Genomic DNA, 23,038 nt, shown 5'->3' with positions numbered 1-23,038 from the left:
CCTGCGAAGCGCGGCGTGCATACGCCGCGCCGATCCCATTTGAGGAGCCGTACTCGTGAGCAGACTGTCATATGCCGGTGGACCGGCTGAGAGCACCACCCCGCGACGTGATGCCCAGCCGGGCGTCATGCAGGCGCGCGCGCTGATGGACCACCTCGGCTGGATCGCCGCGGCTGGCGTGGCCGGGGCGGCCGCAGGCTTGCTGGTGGCGCTGTCCGCGCCGCTGCAGTATCGCGCCCAGGCGCTGGTGCAGGTAGAGGGGCGCGATGGCGGCATGCGCAGCGTCACGCAGACGCAGGGCCCGGCGGCCTTCGACGCGGGCCTGCTCAGGAGCCGCGCCGTGGTCGGTCCGGTGGTGGAACGGCTGCGGCTCGATATCACCGCGCAGCCGCTGCGTGCGCCGCTGGTGGGCGCGCTGGTCCAGCGTTTTTCCACACCCGGCCAGCCGCGCGGCACCTGGCCCGCCAGCCTGGGCTATGCCTGGGGGGGCGAGCGCCTGGTGATCGCCAGCATGACCGTGCCCGAGGCGCTGGTAGACCAGCCGCTCACCTTCGAGGTGCGCGGCGAGGGCCGCTACCGCCTGACGCAGCAGGACACCGTGCTGCTCGAAGGGCAGGCCGGCGAGACCGCGATGGCCAACGGCATTGTGCTGCGCGTGGACAAGATCGAGGCCGCGCCCGGTACGCGCTTCCAGCTCACGCGGCACGACCTGGCCCGCACCGCCGAGTCCGTGCGCCGCGGGCTCACGGTAGAAAGCGAAAGCACCGGGACCCCGGCGAGCCTGGGCGGCGCGGCCGACCCCCTGTCCGCGCCGGGCGGGACCGTGCGCGTGAGCTGGCAACACCCGGACCGCCAGCTTGCCGCCCAACTCGTCAACGGAGTCACGCGCGCCTATATCGACGGCCAGACTGACAAGCGCCGCCAGGACGCGGCCGGCACGCTTGCGTTCCTGTCAGGCGAGCTGCCGCGCGTGCAGAGCGAGCTCACGCGTGCTGAAGAGGCGCTCACGCGCTACCGCGCGCGCACGGGTTCGCTGCAGCCCAGCCGCGATGCGCAGTCGTTCCTGAACAACAGCATGGAGTACCAGCGCCAGATCGCAGCGCTCAGGCTTGAGCGCACGCGGCTGCTGCAGCGCTTCACGCCCGAGGCCAACGAGGTCCGCACCGTCGACAGCCAGATCCAGCAGATGACTCGCGAGCGCGCGGAGATCGACGCGCGCATGCAGACCTTGTCGGCCTCCGAGCGCGAATCGGTGGCGCTCACGCGTGACGTCAAGGTGGCCGAGGACATATACATGTCATTGCGCAGCAAGGTCGAGCAGCTGTCGCTGATGCTGTCCGACAGCTCCACCCAGATGCGCGTGGTCGATGCCGCCATCGCGCCGGTCACACCGGTCGGTCTCGGCGCGTGGCCGTTCGCCTCTGCCGGCGCCTTGCTGGGCCTGTGCCTGGGCGTGGCCGCGGTCAACCTGCGCCAGCGCATGCGCCCGTCGGTAGCCAGCGCCGCCGATGCGGAAGAGCGCCTGGGCATGGCCATGCTGGGCGATATCGCTTTCAGCAACGAGCAGACCGGGCTGGAACGACTGGTCGATGCCAAGCGCCGCCTGGGCATTGCCTCCGGCTTTGTGCTGCCGCCCAATGTACGCCTGGGCTGGCCCGAGTCTGCCACCAGCGTGATCGACGCCGCCACGGCCGCCGCCCCGGAGGACGAGCGCGCGCGCGCCGAACGGCTGATGCGCCAGGGCCTGCACGACCAGTTCCTGCTGGCGCGGCGCGCCCCGCATTCGCTCGCCGTGGAAGGCCTGCGCACGCTGCGGGCGGCACTGCATTTCGCGTTGCGCGATGCGCCCAACTGCGTGGTCGCGGTGACCAGCCCTGCCGCCGCTGCCGGCAAGACCTTCGCCGCGGTCAACCTGGCAGTGCTGTTCGCCGAAGCCGGCCAGCGTGTGCTGCTTGTCGACGCAGACCTGCGCCGCGGCCGCGTGGCGGACTGGTTCGACCTGCCTGCCGAGCCCGGGCTGGCGGAAGTGCTTGCTGGCCGCAGCGCGATCGCCGACGCGGTCAAGCCGAGCGTGATCAACGGCCTGTTCCTGCTCAGTCGCGGTGCGGTGCCGGCCAATCCGTCCGAGCTGCTGATGCTGCCCGCGCTGGCGGAATCCCTGCGGCTGTGCGCGGGCCGCTTCGACCTGGTGCTGGTGGACACGCCGCCAGTGCTGGCGGTGGCCGATGCCACGCTGGTGGCCAACCTGGCCGGTTCCACGCTGGTGGTGGTGCGCGCCGATGTCACGGCGACGGCGCAGGTCGACGAAACGCTCAAGCGCCTGGCGCATGCCAACGCACGGCTGGCCGGCGGCATCCTTAACGGCGTCATGCCCCGGCGCAGCAACCGGGCGGATTTCAATACCATCAATCCCTATCTGGGCATGCCGCTGCCGCCGCCGCAGCTCAGGCATCCAGCGCTGGCAAAGTCAGAAGCGCCCGGGCAATCCTGAGCGGCAGGACGTCGGCCGTACCCATTTCTGCGTGCAGTCCGTTAGTGTCCTGCCGCAGGAATGGGCCGCGGCGGCAACGCGATGGCGTGCAAGTCAGGTCAGCGCGCCGGCGCGAGGCCGCTATGGCGCGAGCAGGATATGGGCACCAACGACGTTGTTTGCAGCATCGGCACCGGCGCCCACCTTGATGGAGTAGTTGCCACTGGTCAGGTCCGTCGTGATCGAGTTGTTCATGAACGTGGCTGCCTTGATGATGCCGACCACCGACCTGGAGCCGAAGTTCTTGTGCGGATAGGAAAGCTTGTTGCCTGAGAAGCTGGCAACCCCGGCCCTGATATTGGGAAAATCGTCGCGGTAGTCAGGCCCGTGCGTGCTGATGAAGGTGTTGTTCTCGATCACGACGCTTGCCCCCGCATCGGCCGCCTGGAGCCCGACGCCACTGCTCCTGATGGTGTTTCCCCTGACGATCGTATTCACTGCCTTCATGTCGCCAATGCCTTCCGAGAAAGAGGGATAAACACCGCCGTCGATGGTATCGATCTGATTGTTTTCAATGACGGCTCCGGGCGCCGACAGGATGATCACGTAAGGGTGCTTGTTCCCGGCCCGGCCGACGAATTCCGAATTCCGGATGGTGACGTTCTCGGTGTTGCGGCCATTGTCGCCGCCGACGAACTGCGAGCCTTTGTTGTTCACGAAGCGGCAGGCATCGAAGACCATGTCTCCGGTTCTTGCAGTCACGCCGTCGGCCGGCGTCCCGTCTGGCTCGATATCCACCCCGGCGGCGGGCGCGTGGGTAGGGTAGGCCCCGTCGGTCAGGCCCGTGTTGCGGAATGAGGAGTTGGTGATGCGGAAGGATCTTGCCTGCATGATGCTCATGCCCTGACGGGCATTGTTGTACGAATCCACCGCGTGGATGGTGCCATTGAGATCGGCGGTGAAGTCGCCGCCGATGAACAGGCCATCGCAGGCAAAGTGATGGATCTTCAGGTGGCTGAGTTCATAGTTGGAACTCGCGTGCGTCTGGATGCCAAAGGAAGGCGTTTCACTCAGGGGCTTGCCATTCGCCGAGGGCGGCCGCGACAGCTTGTCGACGTTGCCATTGAGCTCCAGGCCCGAGATCCTGAAGTTGCTGGCGTTCCTGATCTCGAACCCGAGCTGGTGCCTGGCCGAATACCATGATCGGCCAGAGAAGTGGTCGTTGGTGATGGTGAAGTTCCCCTTGAAGGAAACCACGGACCCGGTGCAGCCGATCAGGCTGAAGTTGCTGGCTTTCAGCAGCCGGATATTCTGGTTATGGTTCGTCCAGGGACCGCGGGTGACGGCGTAGCGATCGATGTAGTAGGTGCCCTTGGGGAAATATACGATCTGGCGCCTGGTAAACCGTTGATTGGAAATATCCGCCGCCATCATCTGGAAGGCCAGATATTCATCCGTGACGCCATCTCCCCTGGCACCGTAGGAGGTGATGGACCTCACGGTGGCGCCGGGATAAGCCTGTTTCTCGGCGCTCAGGAGCGGGCAGGGATCCGGACGTCCGGAGGGCTTCGTGGCCGCGGCGTCTGCCGCGCGTGCGCCCGATGGGTTGCCGGAACCTTGCCGGGTCTCATTCGCACTCCCGCTTGTCGCCCGGGATCCGGCCTGCGCGTAGTTCGGAAGCAGCAGGAACGAAGAACAGGCGACAGCGGAGACGGACGGCCAGAGGCGCTTCGATTTCTTTCGCTTGTGCGGAGCAGACATCATGTCCCCTTGAATGACCGCTGGCTGTGGTCGGGCCAGCATCGGCCCGAGGTCAGCATCGGTGATCGCGGATCATGCCGCTGGTTTTCTCCCCTCTCCAGCTTGCGGGAGAGGGGCAGGGGGTGAGGGCAGGCGGCGGCATACCACCGGAGGTACTTCGTGGATACACCGGCCCTCACCCCAACCCTCTCCCGCACGCGGGAGAGGGAGCACACCAACGGTTGTCCGAAGCCCGTGGCACTTGCCGGCTGACCTTCCTCAGGCCCGCTTTGGCGGCTTCGCGCTGTACTCGCCAAGGTAACGGTATTTGCCGAAGTAGTAATGCGCCCGGTACCAGCGCCCCTCGATGCGCAGGCCGTTGAGCAGCACACCCTTGACGTCCGCCCCACTCTGCTTGAGGGCCCGATAGGATGCCTGCAGTTCGTTCACGGTGGTCTTCTCTGCGAGCGCCACCAGGAAGACCGCCGCGGCCTTGCCCGCCAGGATGCCGGCGTCGGTGGCGGCCAGGATGGGCGGGGTGTCGATCAGGACCAGGTCGTAGCGCTTGGTGAGTGTGTCGAGCAAGTTCTCCATGGCGGGGCTGAGCAGGACATCCGCCGCATGCGGCGGCTCGCTCCCGGTCGAGATGAAGTCCAGGCCAGGCGCGACCTCTCTCTGCACGACCCGTTCGAACGGCGCGCCCAGCAACAGTTCAGTGAGCCCGGGCGTGCGCTGTGCGCCAAAGCGGCGATGCAGCGATCCGCGCCGCAGGTCGGCGTCAATCAGCAGCACACGCCGGCCGCTGGCGGCGATCGCCGAGAAGTTCGCGCAGATAAAGGACTTGCCGACGCCGGGCGCCGGACCCGTGATGACCACGGTCCGGTTCTTGTTGCCGGCCAGCGCGAACTGCAGGGCGGTGCGGAAACTGCGCAGCGTCTCCACCGCGGGATCGTCCGGCTGCTCGCGTACCAGCAAGCCGCCACCGCTTGCGGCGTCCCGCGTCTGCGCTTCCTGCGGGGCGAAGGGGATCGTGGTGTAGACCACCAGGCCCGTCCTGCGCTCGATCTCGTCGGCGTCCGCGACGCCGCCGTTGAAGGCATGGCGCAGCACCACCGCAACCAGGCCGGCGATCAGGCCGAGCACGACCGCCAGCGTGGCAATCACCTCGCGGTTCGGGCGGATCGGGCCGAGCGGCACTTCCGCCGAGTCGACCAGGCGCGAGTTACCCACCTTGCTGGCCTTCATCAGCCTGAGCTGCTGCACATCGTTCAGCAAGGACTGCAGCATTTCGGTGCTGACCTTTACGTCGCGCATCAGGCGCAGCACGTTCTGCTCGACGTCAGGCAGCTTCTGGATGCGGCCCGCCAGGCCGTTGATCTGGGCGTTGACGCTGGCGATCTGGGCGTCGATCAGGGAAATGACAGGGTGGTTGGGCATGAAGCGCGCGTCCAGCTCTTGCCGCTTCTGCCGAAGCTCTTGCAGCTTGGTCTGGAGCTGGACCGACTGGTTCAGCATCAGCTTGGATTCCTCGGGCAGGTCAACCGTGCCGCGCTGGTTGCGCATGGCGTTATAGCGGTTCTCTGAGGTCTCGACCTGCTGCTTGAGCTGAGGCATTTGCCGTTCCAGGAAGGCCAGCGACTTCTCTGCTTCGGCAGCCTTGCGCAGCACGTTCTGCTCGACATAGGCGTTGCCGATCTCGTTGAGCGTGGCCGCTACCATCGCAGGGTCGTCGCCTTCCAGCGAGATGCCGATCACGCCGCTTTGCCTGCCGCGCTCGGTGATCACGAGCTTGCCCTGCAGGCGTGCGATGGCGGTGCTGCGTGGCAGCCGGCGCAGTTCGAACCTGGCGCCGGGGCGCGCGTCGAGCTGGCTCACCAGCAGGCGGACGGCGCCGGTCGGCGTGGCGATCGACAGGGGCGCGCCGACCTTGCCGCTGGCCCTGGCGTCGCCGCCATTGAACGACACCGAATAACCGCCGTTGCCGGTCGCGGTCAGGTCGATCCTGCGGTCTTCCATCGATTCCGGCACCTCCAGCTCCTTGACCGCAATCGATTCGCTGCCCCAGGCATAGCCACCCCAGCCGAACAGGCCCGGGTTGGACAGTTCGCGCTTGAAGTGCGCGATGGTCTGCCCGATCAACGGAAAGTAGCGCGGCTGCGCCTCGACATCCAGATGCAGGGATGCCACGGCCTTGCCCACCACCATGCGCGAACGCAGCAGCTCCATTTCCGCCGTAGCCGCCGGCTTGATGTCCAGCACCGGCGATATCGACGTGGCCAGCTTGCTGGCACCTCCGCCATTGCTCTCTTCCACCTGGACCACGATGTCGGTGCGGTAGACCGGCGAGGCCACCATGGCGTAGAGCAGGCCCAGCGTGACGACAAAGATGGCGACGCCGCAGAACGTCCAACGGTAGCGGACCAGAATGTCGATGTAGGCGGTCAGGTCGACAGACTTGTCCTGGTCTGCGGCTTCCTCGATCGCGTCATCTCGGTTGGTTATCGTTCTCATGTCGCCTCCCTGTGGCTGTCACTCGACGCAATGGCGTGTTCCTGTTCCAGTTGCGACGACCAGGACAAGATTCCCTGCTTGATCATCTCCAGGACAATGCTGAACATCTGCTGCGAACTGCCGTACGGATCGGGCACGTCGAGATCCATGCCTTCGCAAAGCCGGAAGGTCTTGCCGCGCGACTGCGGGAAGCGCTGTTCGAGCGCTTCGCGCTGGAGGCTCTCCATGACCAGTACCAGGTCGGCGGATTCCACCAGGACACTATCGACGGCGCGCGCCCGGTGGCCGGCGAGGTCGCAGCCCTCGTGGGCCAGCAAGCGCACGGCGCGCGGATCGGCCGCGGCACCGACAGGCGGCGCAAGTCCGGCCGAGGTCACATCGAAGCCGGGGAGGGCGCGGTTGAGCAGCACTGCCGCCATCGGGCTGCGGCAGATATTGCCGAGGCAGACGACGAGGATGGTTCTGGACATGCCGGTTTCACTCACTTGATTCCTGCCGCAGTGCCGACCAGCGACGTGGACGGCAGCAGCAGGCTCATCACGCGGCTCCAGCGAACCAGGTCGCGGGCGTCGACATAGACCACGTCTTTCGGCTCCAGCTCAAAGCCTTCGGCAATGGCCAGCGCCGCCGGCGAGGTGCCGTCCAGGTGGAATACCGCAGGTTCGCCGTTGGGCGCCTTGCGGATCACGAAGATCTGCTCCGCGTTGGCCGTGCCCGGGTTCACGCCGCCTGCGTCACCCAGTGCCTCGTTCAGCGTCATGCGGCCATTGCGCATCAGCAGCGACGTCGGCTTCCCTACTTCGCCGGTCACGAAGATCTTGTTGTCCTCGCGCTGTTCCACACGCACGATGTCACCGGAGCGCAGCATGATGCGGGCCGGATCCTTGCCCCTGGCCAGCAGGGCCGGAATATTGACGTACCAGCTGCGTTCGCCGCGCGTCACGCGTATGCGGCTGTTGTCGCCGGTCAGGTTCAGCACGCCGCCGGCACGGTTGAGCGCTTCGACCAGCGTCATCGGCGCATCGTCGATGGCGAGCATGCCGGGCGTGCGCACTTCGCCATCGACATAGACGCGCTGGCTGCGGAAGCCCAGCACGCGCACGGTCATTTGTGGATTGCGCACCACGCGGGAGAGGATGCGGGCGGTTTCGTCGCGCACCTGGTTGGCGGTCTTGCCAGCGACCTTGAGCGAGCCAGCATAGGGAAACTGGATGTCTCCCTGTGCGCTCACCACGTAGCCGGGCAGGTTGGAGCCACCGGTCGATGCGGGGATTTCGAAGCTCGCGCCGGGGCTATAGGTCTGGGTCGGGAAGACCAGTTCGGGGTGGTCCCAGACCACCACTGAAATAATGTCGCCCGGGCCGATCCGGTAAGGCTGCGCCGGGGCGTACAGCTCTTCGACGCGCTCGTTGGCGGGCTTGATCTTGTGGCGCAGTTCGCGCACGAGATCGAGCGTGATCGGCGTCACAGTGGGCGTTGCGTTGGGGCCGACCGCCTTGACTGGTGCGTTGCTGTCGAAAACCATGCCAGGGGAGGCGGCGCATGCCGTCAGCAGCGCGCTGGCCAGGAGGGGCAGCAGCGACGCCGCAGCGCCGCGGCGCTTCGGCTGATTGGGGCGCTGGATGGCGCAGCTGTAGATTGATCTCACGGCGATCTCCTCGCGAAGCGGGCAGGCAACCAAGCCGGTACTTCACCCACGATGCATTGATCGTAGGAAGGCCGGGTGAAAGTCTCGGTGCGCTGACACACATTGCTTTCAAGCGAGAGCCCCGACCACGGCAGGACCGAAAGCAGCACGGCACGGATGGCGGCTCCCCTCCTCCATCGGGAGGAGACGGCCATCTGGACGATGGTGCCGCCCTGGCCAGGATGTAGTCTGCGGGAACACACAGCCGGCACGGCCGCATGTCTGGTCAGCGAATGGAGCATAGGCCATGTCCATGGGGGCAGCCCTGACGGGGCGCCCCGCAGTGTGCGGGGGACAACAGTGAGCGCAACTGCTGGGGGGCAGAATATTTAGAATCGGTGCAAGCGCCCGGCCAACCGGGTGGCAGCGCCGGGCGCAGCCGCGGCAACTGAGGTTAGTGCCGGGATGCGTCATCAGAACGCAGCGGATACGGTCCTGGCAAGGCGCGCGGCCCCGGACAGCAACAGTTGTACGGCAGTATCGCGCAACCAAGCCAGCGTGCTTTTGATAGGGGTTCCAACGAAAACCGGCAAGACTGGCAGGCCGCGCGGATCATTCGGCGGCCCTGCCGGCAACGACTATTATGAGCTTCTTTCCGGAGAGACCTGGCATGCGTATGCAGATCGCCCGCAATGTATTCTGGCTGGTCTTCGAGCGTGGCCTGCAGGTGGTGTTAGGCATCGTGAGCGTGGCCATGATCGCACGCGCCGTCGGTCCCGAAGGCTTTGCCGAGTTCCAGTACGCTCAGTCGCTGGTGCTGATTGCATCAGCGGTCGCCCTGATCTGTGGCAATGAAGTGGTCATCCCGCGCCTGGTTGCGGACCAGGCGCCGGCCGCGCAACACCGGCTGCTGGCCCATGTATTCGGCCTGCGCGAGATTGCCGCCGTGGTGGGCTACCTGCTGCTGGTGGTGGTCGTGGCAATGACGGAAGACGACGAGGTCATTGTCGTGATCGTCTTCATCACTGGCATCCCCATGCTGTTCCGCGAACCCTTCGGCGCGGTCCGGACCTGGCTGCAGGCGCGTACCGACAGCCGCCCTGCCGTGATCTTCAGCATGGTCGGCCTCGCCTTCCGGATGATTGCGGTCTCCGGGCTCTACCTGGCAGGCACGGACTCCGCGCCGGTCTTTGCCTGGGTGGTGGCGGTGGAGTCGCTGTTGTTTGCCGTGCTGCACGCCCGCTACTACAGCAAGCGCAGCCCCCGGGTGGCGGTCGAGCTTGACTGGTCTCTTGCCAGGAAGCTGTTGCGCGACGGCACGGTGTTCTGGGCGAGCATGATCCTGATGCTCTGCGCCAAGCGCATCGATCAACTCCTGCTCAAGCCGCACATTTCCCTGTTCGAGCTTGGCGGCTATGCCGCCTCCATGCAGGTCCTGGACAACTTCATGATGCTCAGCGCGATCGTCGCGAGCTCGGTGGCGCCGTTGATGATCTACGCGCAGCCGACCCTGACGCTGGTACGGCGCAATGTGCTGTACGTCGTCGCCGGCATGGTCTTCATGGGGGTCGCGGGAGGCGCAGTGCTGGCTTACTGCGCGCCCTGGATCATCGCCCTGATCTACGGCGATCACTATGATGCCGCGGCCAGCCTGCTGCGGCTTTCCGCGATGGCATCCGGGCTGGTGTTCGCCGATGCGGCCCTGTCGCTGCTGGTGATCTACCTGCGCAAGCCGAACTGGCTGGTGGAGAAATGGCTGCTGGTGCTGGGCACCATGATCCTGGTGGATCTGATCGCGATCCCCATCCACGGTGCCCGGGGCGCCGTCTATGGCTATATCGCAGGCAATTTGGTAGCGGTGATTGCCGGCATCGGCTTCTTCATCCGCTCCCGTGAGCCGGTCGCAATGGAGCAGGCGGTGTGACCGGCTGGCGCGCCTGAGGCGGCCAACTCTTGCTTGGGGTTTCGACCATGGAATACGCATCTTCCGCGTGGCATGTCATCAGCGCGACGCTCGTGCTGATGCTGGGCGCACCCGTGGCGGTGAGCATGGGCCGCAAGTTCGGCACCCGGCCGAAATGGGGGCTGTTTCTCTATGTCTGGCACACCATTTTCTCCATCTTCTACGCCAAGCTGGTGATGGAGAGCGGCGGAGACGCCGCGGACTACTTCGAGGCGTCGCTGGCGCCGTCACCCGAGTTTGGCATCGGCACGCGCGGCGTGAGCTACTTCACGCATATCTTTTCCATCTACCTCGGCTTCTCGTACGTGGGGGTGTTCTTTGTCTTCAACATCTTCGGGACGATCGGCCTGCTGGCGTTTGACGCGGTGCTGCGCACGGTGACACAGGACCGGAGCCGATTCCTGCGCAGGCTGGCCGTGGTGATCGTGCTGCTGCCGTCGATCAGCTTCTGGAGCGCCGCCATCGGCAAGGATTCGGTCGCCTTCATGGCCACCAGCCTTGCGCTATGGGCAAGCATGTCCATGCCGCGCCGCAGCTGGCTCATGATCATCGCCATCGCCTGCATGTTCCTGGTGCGGCCGCACATCGCGGCGATCATGATCCTGTCGCTCGCTGCCTCGATGGTGTTCTCGGCGAAGGTCCCCTGGAAGTGGCGGGCCGCTCTGGTCAGTGTGGCATTGGCCGCCTCCGCGGCTATCGTGCCGTTCACCATCCAATACGCCGGCCTGGAGATGCCGGCGGACGGCGAATCCATCGAGACCTACGTCGAAAAGCGCCAGGGCTACAACCAGCATGGCGGGGGCGGCATCGACATCGGCAGCATGTCGCTGCCGATGCAGCTCTTCACCTATGTCTTCCGGCCCCTGCCGTACGAGGCAAACGGCATCTTCGGCCTGGCGGCGTCGCTGGACAACGTGGTGCTGCTGGTGCTCGCGGTGCTCGGTGTCTGGGGGATGATTCGCCGGCGAGGCGATCGCGTGGTACTGAGGAACGCGGCGTTTCTCTGGATCTACTGCGCCGGCACCTGGCTGATCCTGGCGCCGATGACGGCGAACCTGGGCATCTCCGTGCGGCAGAAGTGGATGTTCGTGCCGATGCTGGTCTGCCTGCTGATCTGCAATGTCAGGGAAAGGCAGGTCAGGCGCCGGGCTTCGGCCGCTGAGTACCAGCCGCTCGGTACCAGCCGCTGAGTTTCAGCCGCTTGCCGCCACGTCGGCCCGCCTGGCCATCACCATCATCCGCCGCCCACGCAACAATCCGCGCAGATGGGCGGCGTCGCCCCCTTACCCAGCCCTTGATCCAGTGCCCCGTGCGCGCCTGCCTTGCTGACCTGAGGCGGCTGCGTACTCCGTGTCCCGCGAATCAGTGGGTCGCTCTGATACTCCCACTGGCTTTGCCCTGGCACCAAAGCGGCGATTGATATAAGTCCGCATCGGCTTCTCGACGACGAAATGCAGCAGGATGGCGATGCCGACCGTCAACGCCAGCAGCAACGCTGCCTGCGCTACCCCCGGCAGGGCGGCAAGGCTCGCCATCTTGCCCCGCGCGAAGGCGAACATGTATTGCGGAATGCGCTGCACGATATAAATGCAGTAGGAGACCTCGCCGAGGAAGACGAGGCTGCGCAGCGACAGCACGCGGGTGAGAGCATCCTTTTCGTAGGAGAGGAAGAACACCAGCCCGGCCGCGCCGGCGACGAACAGGACATCCAGCCCCAGTCCGACGCCGAGCACGCAGACCCCCAGCGACAGTATGCCGCCAGCGGCGAAACCGTTGTTGTGCGGCATCGCTTCGCGCAGCCGGCGGAGCAGCACCCCCAGCAGGAATTCCGGTACCAGCCGTGCCACGCCGCCGCTCAGCGCCAGGTGATCGGGCGAGGTGGCTTCCACTGCCGCGAGGGCCGCCAGGGCCAGGCAGCCGGCCATGGCGATGCGGGCCTTGTTCAGGCGTGGCGCTGCCAGCAGGAACAGAGGGAAGAAGACATAGGCAAACCATTCGGCGCTGACCGACCAGCCGACGTCATTCCACCCGCTCGGCCCGGCGTACTGCCACGCGCCCAGCATCAGCGCTTCCGGCACGAAGCTGGACAAGGTGTAGCTGCCCGAGCCGACATTGTGCGTATGCAGGGCCAGGTCGCGGGCGATCACGGAAAGCGCGAAGGCGAGCAGGCAGAAGAGGTAGACCGGGTAGATGCGGGCGATCCGCGCCACGATGAACTTTTTCCACTGCAGCTGCTGCCCCGGCGCCGGATCGTAGTTGTAGGCGAGGATGAAGCCGCTCAGGATAAAGAAGCCGTCGACGCCCAGGTAGCCATGATCGAAGTACGTGCTGGTGAAGCCGATGTTGAAGAACATGGCGTCCGGCTCGTAGACATGGAAATAGTGCCTGCACAATACCCATAGGGCCAGGAACAGCCGCAGGCTGGTGAGTGGCTTGAACTGTTGCATCGAACGCTCCCGTTTCTGTCAATGCCGAAGTCGGCTGGTGGCCGGTCTGATAGATGTGCGCCCGCCTGTTGCTTCGGTCACCGCCGGACGCCGGCCTCGGCTGGCGATGGACCGCTGCTGGCGCAGGGTGCTATTCGGCGGGGCTTTTCGCTTCCTGGAACGCCGCCGCCGGAGGATGCGATAACACGCCGGTGCGGCTCTCGGCCAGGGGCTGCGGCACGGCGGGCGCATCGAAGGCACGGCTGCCGCCTTCCGCGGCGTGGCACCGGCTGATATGCCGCGCGATGCGGGGCGCGGCATACTTGGCGCCATAGACAAAGCGCAGTACCGGCCCGAAGCTCAGCGCCGACGCCGGTCCGGTGATATAGAGCCCCGGCATGGCGGATTCGAAGTTGCGCGACACGTCCGACCAGCCATCGACGAGCGACAGCGCGCTGACGATTTCCGGCGACAGGAAGGCATGCCTGGCCAGGTCGACCTTGAACCCGGTGGCGGCGACGACGTGGTCGCCGGTGATGGTTGCCGGTCCGTTCTCACCGCTTACCTCCAGCACCACCTCGTCGTTGCGGATCGCGACGTGCCGGACCGTGGTGTTCATCCGGAGCTCGATCTTGCCGGCCACCCGGTCACGCAGCCACCACGCCCCGGAGGGGCCGAACGAGGCCTCGGCGATGCGCTTGCGCGTTCGCTGCCCGACACCCCGGAACAGGTACGGGAACTCAGACAGGACATAGGGATACCAGCCCTGGGCCAGCCCGCCCTCGGGACGCAGCATGCGCGACAGCAGGCTGCGTCCGACTTCCGGATCTTCGTTCCAGGAAATGATGCCGCCCCGGACCAGCACACGGACATGGGCGCCCAGTTCGTTGAACAGTGCCGCCAGGCCAAGCGCCGACTGCCCGCCGCCGACGATCACGATGCGCTTGCCCCGGGCCCATGCCAGGTTGCCGATCTCACCCGAGTGCAGCACATGCGGCCTGGGCAGCCCCTGCAGCACTGTCGGCGTCTGCTCGAACCCCTTGAGCCCGAGGGCGACCACCACGCGCCGTGCGGCCAGGGCGCTCCCGTTGCTCAGGGACAGGAGGAAGCCGTCGTCCTGGCGGCGCAACTCCGTGACGTCCACCGGGCGGACGTGGCCAACGAGCTGCGACTGGAACCAGAGCCCGTACTCGACAAACCGTTCAAGCGGCAGGCGCATGCCGATGGGGGCATAGGGCAGGTGCATGAGGCGGCAGTAATCCTCCAGCCGGTAGCCGGCGTGGGGCGCGTACAAGTCGGAGGCGAAGGCCTCCGATCGCATCAGCATCCCGGGCGGCATGAAATTGCGCCAGGCCAGCATGGGTTCCCCCAGCACCTGGTGGGGCACGCCGGCGTCGCTGAGGTGGGCCGAGATCGACAGTCCATACGGGCCAGCCCCGATAATCGCAGTGTCGGTGGTCGAGATCATTGCTGTTCCTGTTGGACCTGGTCGCGGCGCGTGGAAGGAAACCAGCCGCTCCAGTGCAGCAGGAAGCGGTCGAGCGGCATGCTCAGGCAGTAGTGTTGGATGGCAGGCAGCGGGTCATCCCAACGGAAATAACCGTCGAAAATGCGCGCGCCGTGCGGCATCAGGCTGCGCGGCGCGGAACGGAGGAAGGTCGCGCGCCAGACCGCGCCGCCGGGCGGCGCCGTGGCCGCCGGCAGGTCGGGCAGGCCCAGTTCATGCCGGTAGGCCGCGAGCGGGATATTGACCCCGCACAGCGTGGCGATTTCCTCCTGCCAGTCGATCCGCCCGACGGTCGGCTCGATCATCACGAAGCGCCGGTGGATCTCGTCCCACTTGTATTCCATGCTGCCCATGCCGTAGAAGCTAGCGCGCTCGGCGAAGGCCAGCGTGATCGGCTCCAGTTCCTCGCTGGCTTCGGGGGCCGCAACGCAGACGGCGGTGCTGCCGATTTCCGGCGGCCAGCAGGCGAGCTTCCTGCCCGTGAACACCGCCGCGGCCTTGCCATCCATGCCGCGGTAGAAGAGCGTGAAATGGATATTGCTCTGCGGGCCTTCGATCCATTCCTGCGCCACGATGCCGCCGGGGGTGCGCAGCATGGCGCGGGCGTGGGCTTGTCCCTCGGCAAGCGATTGCACGCGGATTGCGCGCTCCTTGTCCCCGGTCAGGGCCTGGCGCTTGTCGTCGGGCTTGATCACGGCGGGATAGCGCAGGCCGGACAGCAGGGGCACGTCGAGTTGTCCGTTCATGATGACCGTGCGCGGCACCGGGAAGCCGTTCTCTTCGGCAAAGCAATGGAAGGCCGACTTGCTGCTGAGCATGCGCACGCCTTGCGCCGGCGGCACGCAGAACCGGAACCATTCCGACAGCTCATCCCGGTTTTCCGAGACGCTGTGCACGGCATCCTCGTCGGTCAGGAACAGGACGGGCCGCTGGCCGAGACGCCGGGCGAGCGCAATCAGGTCTTCGGTGAATTCGCGGCCGACCAGGCTTCGAATGATGTGCCGGCGCGCATGGCGGGACCAGGACGCCGGCGTGGTGTGCCCGGTGTCTGCCAGGAGGACGGGAATTCCCTTGCCCGCCAATGACCGCACTAATCCAAGCCCGCCGAGTTCGCCGCCGACGACTACCGCCGCGGTTGTCTCTGCCGGATCCAGCGTGCTTTTCATCATGATTTCCGGGAAGTGTTAGGCGCTGCACTGAGGCCGGAAGGGGCCAGAAAAAGGGCAGGAAGGGGGTGCCTGGCGAGGTCCGCACGGTCTGCCTGTCGCGTCGATACCGGTGCCCGGCATGCGCACAAGTCGACAAATGCAATCTAGATCGATGCACATGGCTTATCCGTACGAGGACACACACACCGTTTGAAACAGCCAGCACGGTCCTGCCGTCCTGTCGACACGGGTGCCGGCAATGCGCACCGGGTCGGCACTGGCAAGCTACCGCGACGCAAACGGGTGATCCGTACGGGGGCACACACATGCCGGCTTTTCCAACACTCGCGCACGGCAGCCGGCGTCACCACAGGCCGGCTACCTACCGAAGGATGATTGCGGCTCCGCCCTAAGGCTAATGTCGGGGCGCTGCATCCCGGCGCCAAATACCAGGAGCCATTGCACCCGATCGCCGGGGAGGAAGACATGTCCTGTCTGTTGCCAGAGACCGCCGCGCGGGAGAGCCTGGTCATCATGGTCACTACAGCCGAGCCCGCAGGCTGGGAGCGGTTGGTGGTGCAGCGTCTGCAAGCCTCGGGCACGTGCCGAGTGGTCGAGCGCGCGCTTGGCGCAATGAACGCGCTGGAGGAAGCGAGCGGCACTGCCGATCGGGCGAAGGCGCTGCAGGCGGGCGGGCAGGTGACCGCCATCGTCGACCTGACCGGCAGGCTCGATACCGGCTGGAGCCGCCACGCCGCAGAGGGCGTGTGGCGCCTGTGCGACGCGCGCGGCCTTGCCCCGGGCGACCCGCACCACGGCCTGGAGACCCACGCCAGCGGTGCCGGCATCCGCCTGCACCTGGTGGTCTGGACGCCCTCGCATGCGGTCATCGTCGATACCGCCTCCGGCTATGCCGAACCCTGCGAGAAGGTTCGCCCCGAACGGCTTGCCGTCATGGGTGCGTCGCTGCTTGACGGCGCCCTGCGCGAGATCCGCGCCCTGGGTGGACTGTCGGGGCGCCAGGTGTGGACGGGGCGTCATGGCCGCCTGCCGGCATGGCGGCGCCTGCTCTGGCGCCTGCGCGCCCTCGGCAGTCACGCCATCATCCAGCTCAAGGGCTTCGTGCTGGTGGAGGAATGGATGGTGGGCATCGTCGAGATGGCGTTTGCCGACGCCGTGCGTGCGCAGCGCCTCCCGGTGCGTTGGCTCGGCACTCGCATGCCGTCGTTCTGCTGGGCCGATCCCTTCGGCGTGCCCGGCAGTCCGGACGAGATCTATTGCGAGGAAGTCGACTTGCGGCAGGGCATTGGCCGCATCGTCAGGCTCAGGCTGGACGCGCACGGCGCGCCGTCCGGCGCGGGGCAGGTCGATCTGGGGCTGCCGGGGCACCTGTCGTTCCCGTATCTGTTTCGCCATGACGGGGCGCTGTACTGCGTGGCGGAGTCTTCGCAGAGCCGGCGCTGCGTGCTGAACCGGCAGGAGGAGGGCGGGCGCTGGCAGCAGGTCGCGGTGTTGCTGGAGGACGTGGCCGCGGTCGACCCGACCGTCTTCGAGCATGAAGGCCGTTTCTGGCTGTTGTACACCGACGTCGCGATGGGGCAGTTCGACAACGTATGCCTGTGCTATGCGGAAAACCTGCTCGGTCCCTGGCAGCCGCACCCGCAGAACCCGGTCAAGTTCGACCACGGCTCGGCGCGCGCGGCCGGCTCGGTCATGCGGGAAGCAGACGGGCTGCTGCGCGTGGCGCAGGTCTGCAAGACCGGCTACGGGCAGGCCATCGCCGTCAACCGCATCGTGCACTGCACGCCCGAGTTCTATCGGGAGGAGACGGTGGGGGTCATCAGCCCGGCGGGGGATCGTGTCAACCCGCACGGCTTGCACACCTTGTCGGCGTGGGGCGGGCGCGTCGTGGTGGACGGCAAGCGCAATGGTTTCAATGGCGGCGTGCTGTGGCACAGGATCGTGTCGCGCGCCGCCCGCGCCTTGCGCCTGCCGCTGCCTACTCGAACCCCATCTCGCGCAGCATCACGGCGTTGACCTTGCGCACGTCGTACTTGGACTCGGCGATCTGGCGCGAGCGCTGGCCCATGCGCACGACTTGCTCCCAGTCCTCGATCAGCTGCATCATGGCCTGCTCCAGCGCGCCCACGGACTTGACCGGCACCAGCAGGCCGTTGTCGCCGTCAACCACCGTCTCGCGGCAGCCTGGCGCATCGGTGGTGATGATGGGACGGCCCATCGCCATGGCCTCCAGCACAGAGCGCGGCGTGCCTTCACCGTAGGAAGGCAGCACGTAGACGTTGCAGCCGGCAATGGCCGGGCGCACGTCGGACAGCCGGCCGAGGAAGTCGACGGTTCCGTCCGCGACCCATGCGTCCAGCTCGTCCTGGGCGATGGCGTCGGGGCTGGCATCGATCCAGCCCACCAGGCTGAAGCGCGCACCGGCGCCCCGCGCGCGGATTCTTCGCGCGGCCTCGGCATACTCGCGCACGCCCTTGTCGCCCAGCAGGCGGGCGATCAGCAGGAAGCGCGGGCCGTCGTCGGGCAGGGGCGCGACCTCGAAGCTCGCCACGTCCACGCCGGAGCCATTGACAATGCACGAACGCTTGCCGGCCGGCAGGATTGCCGCGCGGCGGAACAGCGCCTCGTCGTCGGGATTCTGGAAAAAGGTGGTATGGGCGCGGCTGAGCGCCAGCGCGTAGAGCCGCTGCACCACCGCGCGCAGCCGGCTTCTGCCGCTGTCCTCGCGAAACGCATAGCCCAGCCCGGTGATCAGCGCGAAGCGGCGCGGCACGCGCGCCAGCCAGCCCGCCAGCATGCCGTAGATCACCGGCTTGATGGTGTAGCTCATCACGCAGGCGGGCCTGACCCGCCGCATCAGCCGATGCAGGGCGAGCAGCGTGCGCGCGTCGGCCAGCGGGTTCATCCCGGTACGCTGGAGCGGGACGTGATGCACGACCACGCCACGCGATTCCAGCGCGGCGCGCACCTGATGCCCCGCTGGCAGGTCGGGCGCGGCGATATGCACCTCCAGGCCCTTTTGCTGAAGCGCTGCGATGAGCGGGCCGCGAAACGCGATCAGCGACTCGGCATAGCTGGCGATCATCAGGAAACGCATGCGGGACTCCTTTTCGGTGCGGCCTGGTGCGCGAGCCATGCCTGGAACATCAGCACGCACCAGAGCTGATGGTGCCAGTTGCGCCGCCCGGAAAGATGCTCGGCCCAGCGTTTGCGTATCGGCTCTGGGTTCAGGTAGCCCTCGCACCGCAGGCGCCGGGGATCGATCAGGTCCTCGGCCCAGTCGCGCAGCGGCCCGCGCAGCCACGCGTCGATCGGAATGCCGAAGCCCATCTTGGGCCGCTCGATCAGCGTGCGCGGCACATAGCGGTCCAGCACCTGGCGCAGCACCCATTTGGTGGTATAGCCCCGTTCTTCCCTGCGCAACTTGTACGCCAGCGGCAGCCGCCACGCGAATTCGACCACGCGGTGGTCGAGGAACGGTATGCGGGTCTCAAGGCTGTGATGCATGGCTGCGCGGTCGACCTTGGCCAGGATGTCGTTGGGCAGGTAGCTCAGCATGTCCAGTGCCATCATCCGCTCCACGTCGGTCAAGGCGCGGAAGGCCTGCGCGCTGCCGTCCAGCACCGTGGCCGCTTCTGCGCCGCCGACGACGAGCATCTCCGGGTGGGGCCAGTGGGACACCATGCCGCGGTACAGCTCGGCCGACGAGCGCGCCGCCATGACGCCGGCGCCCTTGTGGATCTTCTCGCCCACATTGGCCCAGCGCGAGGCGACGGGGAACGCGGCTGCGATCCGGTTGATGCGGTGTGGCGAGCATCGTGTCAGGCTCCATGCCGCAGCTGCCCGTAGCGGGGCGGAAATGCGCGAGAGCCGGGGCCACAACTCGGCCGTGATCTGGTAACGGTTATAGCCGCCGAACAGTTCGTCGCCGGCGTCGCCGGAAAGCGAAACGGTGACATGCCGCCGCGCCAGCTCGCTGACCAGCAGCGTCGGAATCTGCGAAGAGTCGGCGAATGGTTCGTCGTAGATCCGGGGCAGGCCGGGGATGACCGCCATCGCATGTTCGGGCGTGACGTACAGCTCGGTATGGCTCGTGCCAAGATGCTGCGCCACCGCCTTCGCGTGTGCGGCTTCGCTGTAGTCGGAATTGTGAAAGCCAATGGAGAAGGTGCGGATAGGCTGCGACGATTGCGACTGCATCAATGCCACCACCGTCGAGGAATCGACCCCGCCGGACAGGAAGGCACCGAGCGGGACGTCCGCCATCATCTGGCGGCCTACCGCATCGCGCAACAGCGTCTCCAGCTGGTCCACTGCATCGCCCGGGCTGCCGGCGAACGGATGCTGAACGCCGTCAAGCGCGGCCCCGGCGCCGGACCAGTAGGGCCGCAGCACGGGCTCAGGCGCCCCCAGCGAGACCGTCAGCAGATGCGCCGGCGGCAGCTTGGCAACATTGTGGTAGATCGAATGGCTGCCGCTCACATTGTTGTGGCGCATATACAGGCACAGCGCGTCGCGGTTGATGCGGCCCTCGAACGCGGGGTGCGGGCGCAGCGCCTTGAGTTCCGACCCGAACAGGAAGGCACGGCCCCTGCCGGTTGCCTGCCAGCCGTAGTAGAGCGGCTTTTCGCCGAGCCGGTCGCGCGCCAGTGTCAGCATGCAGGTCCGCCGGTCCCACAGCGCAAACGCAAACATGCCCACGGCGCGCCGGACCGTGGCCTCGGCGCCCCAGGCATCGATGCCGGCAAGCAGGGTTTCGGTGTCAGAGTGGCCGCGCCACCGGGGCGCGACGCCGGCACGCTCCAGCTCGGCGCGGATGTCCAGGTGGTTGTAGATCTCGCCGTTGAAGGCAATGACATGGCGGCCGCTGGCGGCGGTCATGGGCTGGTGTCCGGCCGCGGACAGATCGACGATCGCCAGGCGGCGGTGGGCCAGCCCGAACGGCTGGTCCGGATCGCACCAGGTGTCGCCGTGGTCCGGTCCGCGGTGGCGGATCTGGTTGGCCATGTCGGCGAGCAAGGTCGCCCGGTCGGCCAGGGTGGCGGGAAAGCCGCCAAGAAATCCTGCAAATCCGCACATGGCTATGTCCCGGTTGCTCAGGCGTTCAGTGCCTGCTGCATCTGCACGTACCAAGGCATCGCCTCGGCCAGGCCGTCGCGGACGCGGTGGGTAGGCAGGTATCCCAGCAGGCGTTGTGCCTTGCCAATGTCGGCCTGGCTGTGGCGCACGTCTCCGGCCCGGAAGCCGCGATAGACCGGCTGGGTGCCGGCGGCGACGCCGTAGGGCCGCAGCCCGTCGCGAAGCAGCTCGAACAGCGTGGCCAGCGTGGTGCGGTCGCCGACCGCCACGTTATAGACCTGGCTGCCCCCCTCGCGGTGGTCGCTGGCGGCGGCGAGCAGGTTGGCCTGCACGGCGTTCGCGACGTAGCAGAAGTCGCGGCTGGTTTCTCCGTCGCCGTTGATGTAGACGGCCTCGTGCCGCAGCAGGGCTGCGATCCATTTGGGAATCACCGCCGCATAGGCACCATTGGGATCCTGGCGCGGCCCGAACACGTTGAAGTAGCGCAGGCCAGTGGCATGCACGCCGTAGCACCGGTGGAAGACGTCGGCATACAGCTCGTTGGCATACTTGGTGACCGCGTAGGGGCTCAGCGGCCTGCCGATGCGGTCTTCCACCTTCGGCAGGCCCGGATGGTCGCCGTAGGTGCTGCTGCTCGCCGCATAGACGAAGCTTCTGACCTGCGCATCGCGGGCGGCGACCAGCAGGTTCAGGAATCCGCTGATATTGACGCTGTGGGTCGCGATCGGGTCTTCCAGGCTGCGCGGCACGGAGCCGAGCGCCGCCTGGTGCAGCACGAAGTCCACCGGGTACAGGCCGTTGGCTGCGCCCTCGCGCCCGGGCGCGCAAAAGCACATGGCGCTGCGGCAGTGCTCGAGGTTGCGGATATCGCCTTCGATAAAGCGGAAATTGGCCCACTGCCGGGGCGACACCAGCGCCTCGACTTCGATGAGGTTGCGGCGGTGCCCGGTGGAGAAGTTGTCCAGGCCGACCACGCGCTGGTCGAGGCGCAACAGCGCTTCCAGCAGGTTGCTGCCGATGAATCCGGCGACGCCGGTGACAAGCCACGTGCGCGGCGTGGCGGCCAGGCGGGCCTTGAGGTGCGCGTAGGCGTTCTCTTGCATGGGGACGGTGGTTCCGTTGCGCCGCTTCCGGCGGGTTTTCGGTGCGTGGCCGCAAGGCGGCTACAGGCGTGCGTCGATTTCGCTCCTCGGCAGGACGCCCTTGACGTCGAACAGCACCGCATGGGCCTTGCCGAGGGCCTTGATCGCCCGCACGCCCATGGTGACGAACTGGTGGTGCGCGACCGCCAGCACGATGGCGTCGTACTGGTCGTTGCGCGGGGCCTCGCGCAGGCAGGACAGGCCGTATTCGTGCTCGGCGTCTTCGATATTGATCCACGGGTCGTAGACATCGACCTGGGCGTTGTAGCTGCGCAGCGTGGTCACGATGTCCATGGCCTTGGTGTTGCGCACGTCCGGGCAGTTCTCCTTGAACGTCAGGCCGAGCACCAGCACGCGGCTGTCGAGCACCGGAATGCCCCGGCGCAGCATCAGCTTCACCACCTCGTCGGCCACGTGGATCGCCATCTTGTCGTTGATGCGCCGGCCCGCCAGGATGACCTGCGGGTGATAGCCGACCTCCTGCGCCTTGTGCGTCAGATAGTAGGGATCGACCCCAATGCAGTGCCCGCCGACCAGGCCCGGACGGAACGGCAGGAAATTCCACTTGGTGCCGGCGGCCCGCAGCACTTCGAGCGTGTCGATGCCCAGCTTGTGGAACAGCAGGCTGAGTTCGTTCATCAGCGCGATGTTGACATCGCGCTGGGTGTTCTCGATGACCTTGGCGGCCTCCGCCACGCGGATGCTGCTGGCGCGGTGCGTGCCGGCCACGATTATCCTGCCGTAGAGCTTGTCGATGGCCTCGCTCGCCTCGGGCGTGCTGCCGCTGGTGACCTTGCGGATATCCGGCAGCCGGTGCTCCTTGTCGCCGGGGTTGATGCGCTCCGGGCTGTAGCCGCAGAAGAAGTCCACGTTGAACTTTAGGCCGCTGTGCGTCTCCAGCACCGGCACGCAGATTTCTTCGGTGGCGCCCGGGTAGACGGTGGATTCGTAGATCACCACCGCGCCCGGCGCCATCGCCCTGCCCACGGTCTCACTCGCAAGGATCAGCGGCGTCAGGTCGGGGCGCTTGGCCCGGTCCACCGGTGTGGGCACGGTCACGATAAAGACCTGGCAGTCCCTCAGCGCCTCGGGATCGTTGCTGTAGCGCAGGTGGTGCGCGCTGCGCAGCTCGTCCGGGCCGACCTCCAGTGTGGCGTCGTGGCCGGCGCGCAGTGCTTCGATGCGTGCGGCATTGACGTCGAAGCCCAGCACGGGCTGCTGCTTGCCGAACTCCACCGCGAGCGGCAGGCCGACATAGCCCAGCCCTATAATGGCGACTTGTGCGTGACTGAGTTCCATGACCGTGATCTTCCGAGTAGTCGAGCCTGTCGTCGTCGGCATGGAAAGGCAGACTCGTGGAAATTATCGTGCGCGGGCGGCGTGCCGTGCGCGGCGGTTCGTGTC

The 23,038-nt window shown here is 66.7% G+C and carries 15 protein-coding genes; 4 read left to right on the top strand and 11 right to left on the bottom strand.

All coding sequences use genetic code 11. The annotated features are described in order from the left end of the window. The first annotated feature begins 55 nt into the window (after nt 1-55). Nucleotides 56-2,491 (top strand): polysaccharide biosynthesis tyrosine autokinase, encoded by a 2,436-nt coding sequence (locus A3A5_RS0106235; protein ID WP_026200512.1) that lies wholly within the window; start codon nt 56-58, stop codon nt 2,489-2,491. Nucleotides 2,492-2,611: 120 nt separating this feature from the next. Here A3A5_RS0106235 and A3A5_RS37740 read toward each other — a convergent pair whose 3' ends face one another. From A3A5_RS37740 to A3A5_RS0106215, 4 genes are all read right to left on the bottom strand, one after another. Next, nucleotides 2,612-4,234: a right-handed parallel beta-helix repeat-containing protein gene (locus tag A3A5_RS37740; protein ID WP_232431280.1), complete on the bottom strand. Its 1,623-nt coding sequence runs from the start codon at nt 4,232-4,234 to the stop codon at nt 2,612-2,614. Nucleotides 4,235-4,489: 255 nt separating this feature from the next. After that, the gene (locus tag A3A5_RS0106225; protein ID WP_018309751.1) at nt 4,490-6,721 is read right to left on the bottom strand and encodes a polysaccharide biosynthesis tyrosine autokinase; all 2,232 of its coding nucleotides are present in this window, start codon (nt 6,719-6,721) and stop codon (nt 4,490-4,492) included. Then, nucleotides 6,718-7,191, bottom strand: coding sequence for a low molecular weight protein-tyrosine-phosphatase (locus A3A5_RS0106220; RefSeq protein WP_018309750.1), 474 nt, complete (start codon nt 7,189-7,191; stop codon nt 6,718-6,720). The genes A3A5_RS0106225 and A3A5_RS0106220 overlap by 4 nt, the downstream gene beginning before the upstream one ends. An 11-nt stretch (nt 7,192-7,202) precedes the next feature. Continuing rightward, the gene (locus tag A3A5_RS0106215) at nt 7,203-8,369 is read right to left on the bottom strand and encodes a polysaccharide biosynthesis/export family protein (protein WP_018309749.1); all 1,167 of its coding nucleotides are present in this window, start codon (nt 8,367-8,369) and stop codon (nt 7,203-7,205) included. A gap of 649 nt (nt 8,370-9,018) precedes the next feature. Between A3A5_RS0106215 and A3A5_RS0106210 the strand changes: the two genes are divergently transcribed. Then, on the top strand, nt 9,019-10,272 hold the full coding sequence (locus A3A5_RS0106210) for an oligosaccharide flippase family protein (RefSeq protein ID WP_018309748.1): 1,254 nt from the start codon (nt 9,019-9,021) through the stop codon (nt 10,270-10,272). 47 nt (nt 10,273-10,319) lie between these two features. After that, complete coding sequence (locus A3A5_RS0106205) at nt 10,320-11,501, top strand: hypothetical protein (RefSeq protein WP_018309747.1); 1,182 nt, start codon at nt 10,320-10,322, stop codon at nt 11,499-11,501. Nucleotides 11,502-11,594: 93 nt separating this feature from the next. Here the strand turns inward: A3A5_RS0106205 and A3A5_RS0106200 are convergent, their stop codons facing one another. The 3 genes from A3A5_RS0106200 to A3A5_RS0106190 form a co-directional block, all read right to left on the bottom strand. Continuing rightward, nucleotides 11,595-12,758, bottom strand: coding sequence for an acyltransferase (locus A3A5_RS0106200; RefSeq protein ID WP_018309746.1), 1,164 nt, complete (start codon nt 12,756-12,758; stop codon nt 11,595-11,597). Between the two features lie 130 nt (nt 12,759-12,888). Further along, a complete protein-coding gene (locus A3A5_RS0106195) occupies nt 12,889-14,205 on the bottom strand; it encodes an NAD(P)-binding domain-containing protein (RefSeq protein WP_018309745.1) in 1,317 nt (438 codons plus the stop codon). Next, complete coding sequence (locus tag A3A5_RS0106190; RefSeq protein WP_026200510.1) at nt 14,202-15,413, bottom strand: carboxylate--amine ligase; 1,212 nt, start codon at nt 15,411-15,413, stop codon at nt 14,202-14,204. Before A3A5_RS0106190 ends, A3A5_RS0106195 begins: the two co-directional genes overlap by 4 nt. Nucleotides 15,414-15,878: 465 nt before the next feature. On the opposite strand from A3A5_RS0106190, the gene A3A5_RS0106185 reads away from it, so the two are divergent. Beyond that, nucleotides 15,879-17,429, top strand: a complete 1,551-nt coding sequence (locus A3A5_RS0106185) for a hypothetical protein (RefSeq protein WP_232431279.1) — start codon at nt 15,879-15,881, stop codon at nt 17,427-17,429. Here A3A5_RS0106185 and A3A5_RS0106180 read toward each other — a convergent pair. The 4 genes from A3A5_RS0106180 to A3A5_RS0106165 are packed head-to-tail and all read right to left on the bottom strand — an operon-like array spanning nt 17,392 to nt 22,933. After that, the gene (locus tag A3A5_RS0106180; RefSeq protein WP_018309742.1) at nt 17,392-18,510 is read right to left on the bottom strand and encodes a glycosyltransferase family 4 protein; all 1,119 of its coding nucleotides are present in this window, start codon (nt 18,508-18,510) and stop codon (nt 17,392-17,394) included. The two genes, A3A5_RS0106185 and A3A5_RS0106180, sit on opposite strands and share 38 nt — an antisense overlap. Further along, nucleotides 18,498-20,492: an asparagine synthase (glutamine-hydrolyzing) gene (gene asnB, locus A3A5_RS0106175; protein WP_018309741.1), complete on the bottom strand. Its 1,995-nt coding sequence runs from the start codon at nt 20,490-20,492 to the stop codon at nt 18,498-18,500. The genes A3A5_RS0106180 and asnB overlap by 13 nt, the downstream gene beginning before the upstream one ends. 17 nt (nt 20,493-20,509) lie before the next feature. Continuing rightward, nucleotides 20,510-21,595 carry an NAD-dependent epimerase/dehydratase family protein gene (locus A3A5_RS0106170; RefSeq protein ID WP_018309740.1) on the bottom strand — a complete coding sequence of 362 codons (1,086 nt, stop codon included), beginning with the start codon at nt 21,593-21,595 and terminating at the stop codon, nt 20,510-20,512. A gap of 60 nt (nt 21,596-21,655) precedes the next feature. After that, on the bottom strand, nt 21,656-22,933 hold the full coding sequence (locus A3A5_RS0106165; RefSeq protein ID WP_018309739.1) for a nucleotide sugar dehydrogenase: 1,278 nt from the start codon (nt 22,931-22,933) through the stop codon (nt 21,656-21,658). Nucleotides 22,934-23,038: the final 105 nt, after the last annotated feature.

Source organism: Cupriavidus sp. UYPR2.512, from assembly GCF_000379565.1.
In the GTDB taxonomy this organism is placed as follows: Bacteria; Pseudomonadota; Gammaproteobacteria; order Burkholderiales; family Burkholderiaceae; genus Cupriavidus.
This window is presented reverse-complemented; position numbering and strand designations above follow the sequence as displayed.

Coding starts and splice junctions, on each gene's coding strand:
- A3A5_RS37740 (WP_232431280.1), bottom strand. CDS start 4,234: ATGATGTCTGCTCCGCACAAGCGAAAGAAATCGAAGCGCCTCTGGCCG.
- A3A5_RS0106225 (WP_018309751.1), bottom strand. CDS start 6,721: ATGAGAACGATAACCAACCGAGATGACGCGATCGAGGAAGCCGCAGAC.
- A3A5_RS0106220 (WP_018309750.1), bottom strand. CDS start 7,191: ATGTCCAGAACCATCCTCGTCGTCTGCCTCGGCAATATCTGCCGCAGC.
- A3A5_RS0106210 (WP_018309748.1), top strand. CDS start 9,019: ATGCGTATGCAGATCGCCCGCAATGTATTCTGGCTGGTCTTCGAGCGT.
- A3A5_RS0106205 (WP_018309747.1), top strand. CDS start 10,320: ATGGAATACGCATCTTCCGCGTGGCATGTCATCAGCGCGACGCTCGTG.
- A3A5_RS0106200 (WP_018309746.1), bottom strand. CDS start 12,758: ATGCAACAGTTCAAGCCACTCACCAGCCTGCGGCTGTTCCTGGCCCTA.
- A3A5_RS0106195 (WP_018309745.1), bottom strand. CDS start 14,205: ATGATCTCGACCACCGACACTGCGATTATCGGGGCTGGCCCGTATGGA.
- A3A5_RS0106190 (WP_026200510.1), bottom strand. CDS start 15,413: ATGATGAAAAGCACGCTGGATCCGGCAGAGACAACCGCGGCGGTAGTC.
- A3A5_RS0106185 (WP_232431279.1), top strand. CDS start 15,879: ATGTCCTGTCTGTTGCCAGAGACCGCCGCGCGGGAGAGCCTGGTCATC.
- A3A5_RS0106180 (WP_018309742.1), bottom strand. CDS start 18,510: ATGCGTTTCCTGATGATCGCCAGCTATGCCGAGTCGCTGATCGCGTTT.
- asnB (WP_018309741.1), bottom strand. CDS start 20,492: ATGTGCGGATTTGCAGGATTTCTTGGCGGCTTTCCCGCCACCCTGGCC.
- A3A5_RS0106170 (WP_018309740.1), bottom strand. CDS start 21,595: ATGCAAGAGAACGCCTACGCGCACCTCAAGGCCCGCCTGGCCGCCACG.
- A3A5_RS0106165 (WP_018309739.1), bottom strand. CDS start 22,933: ATGGAACTCAGTCACGCACAAGTCGCCATTATAGGGCTGGGCTATGTC.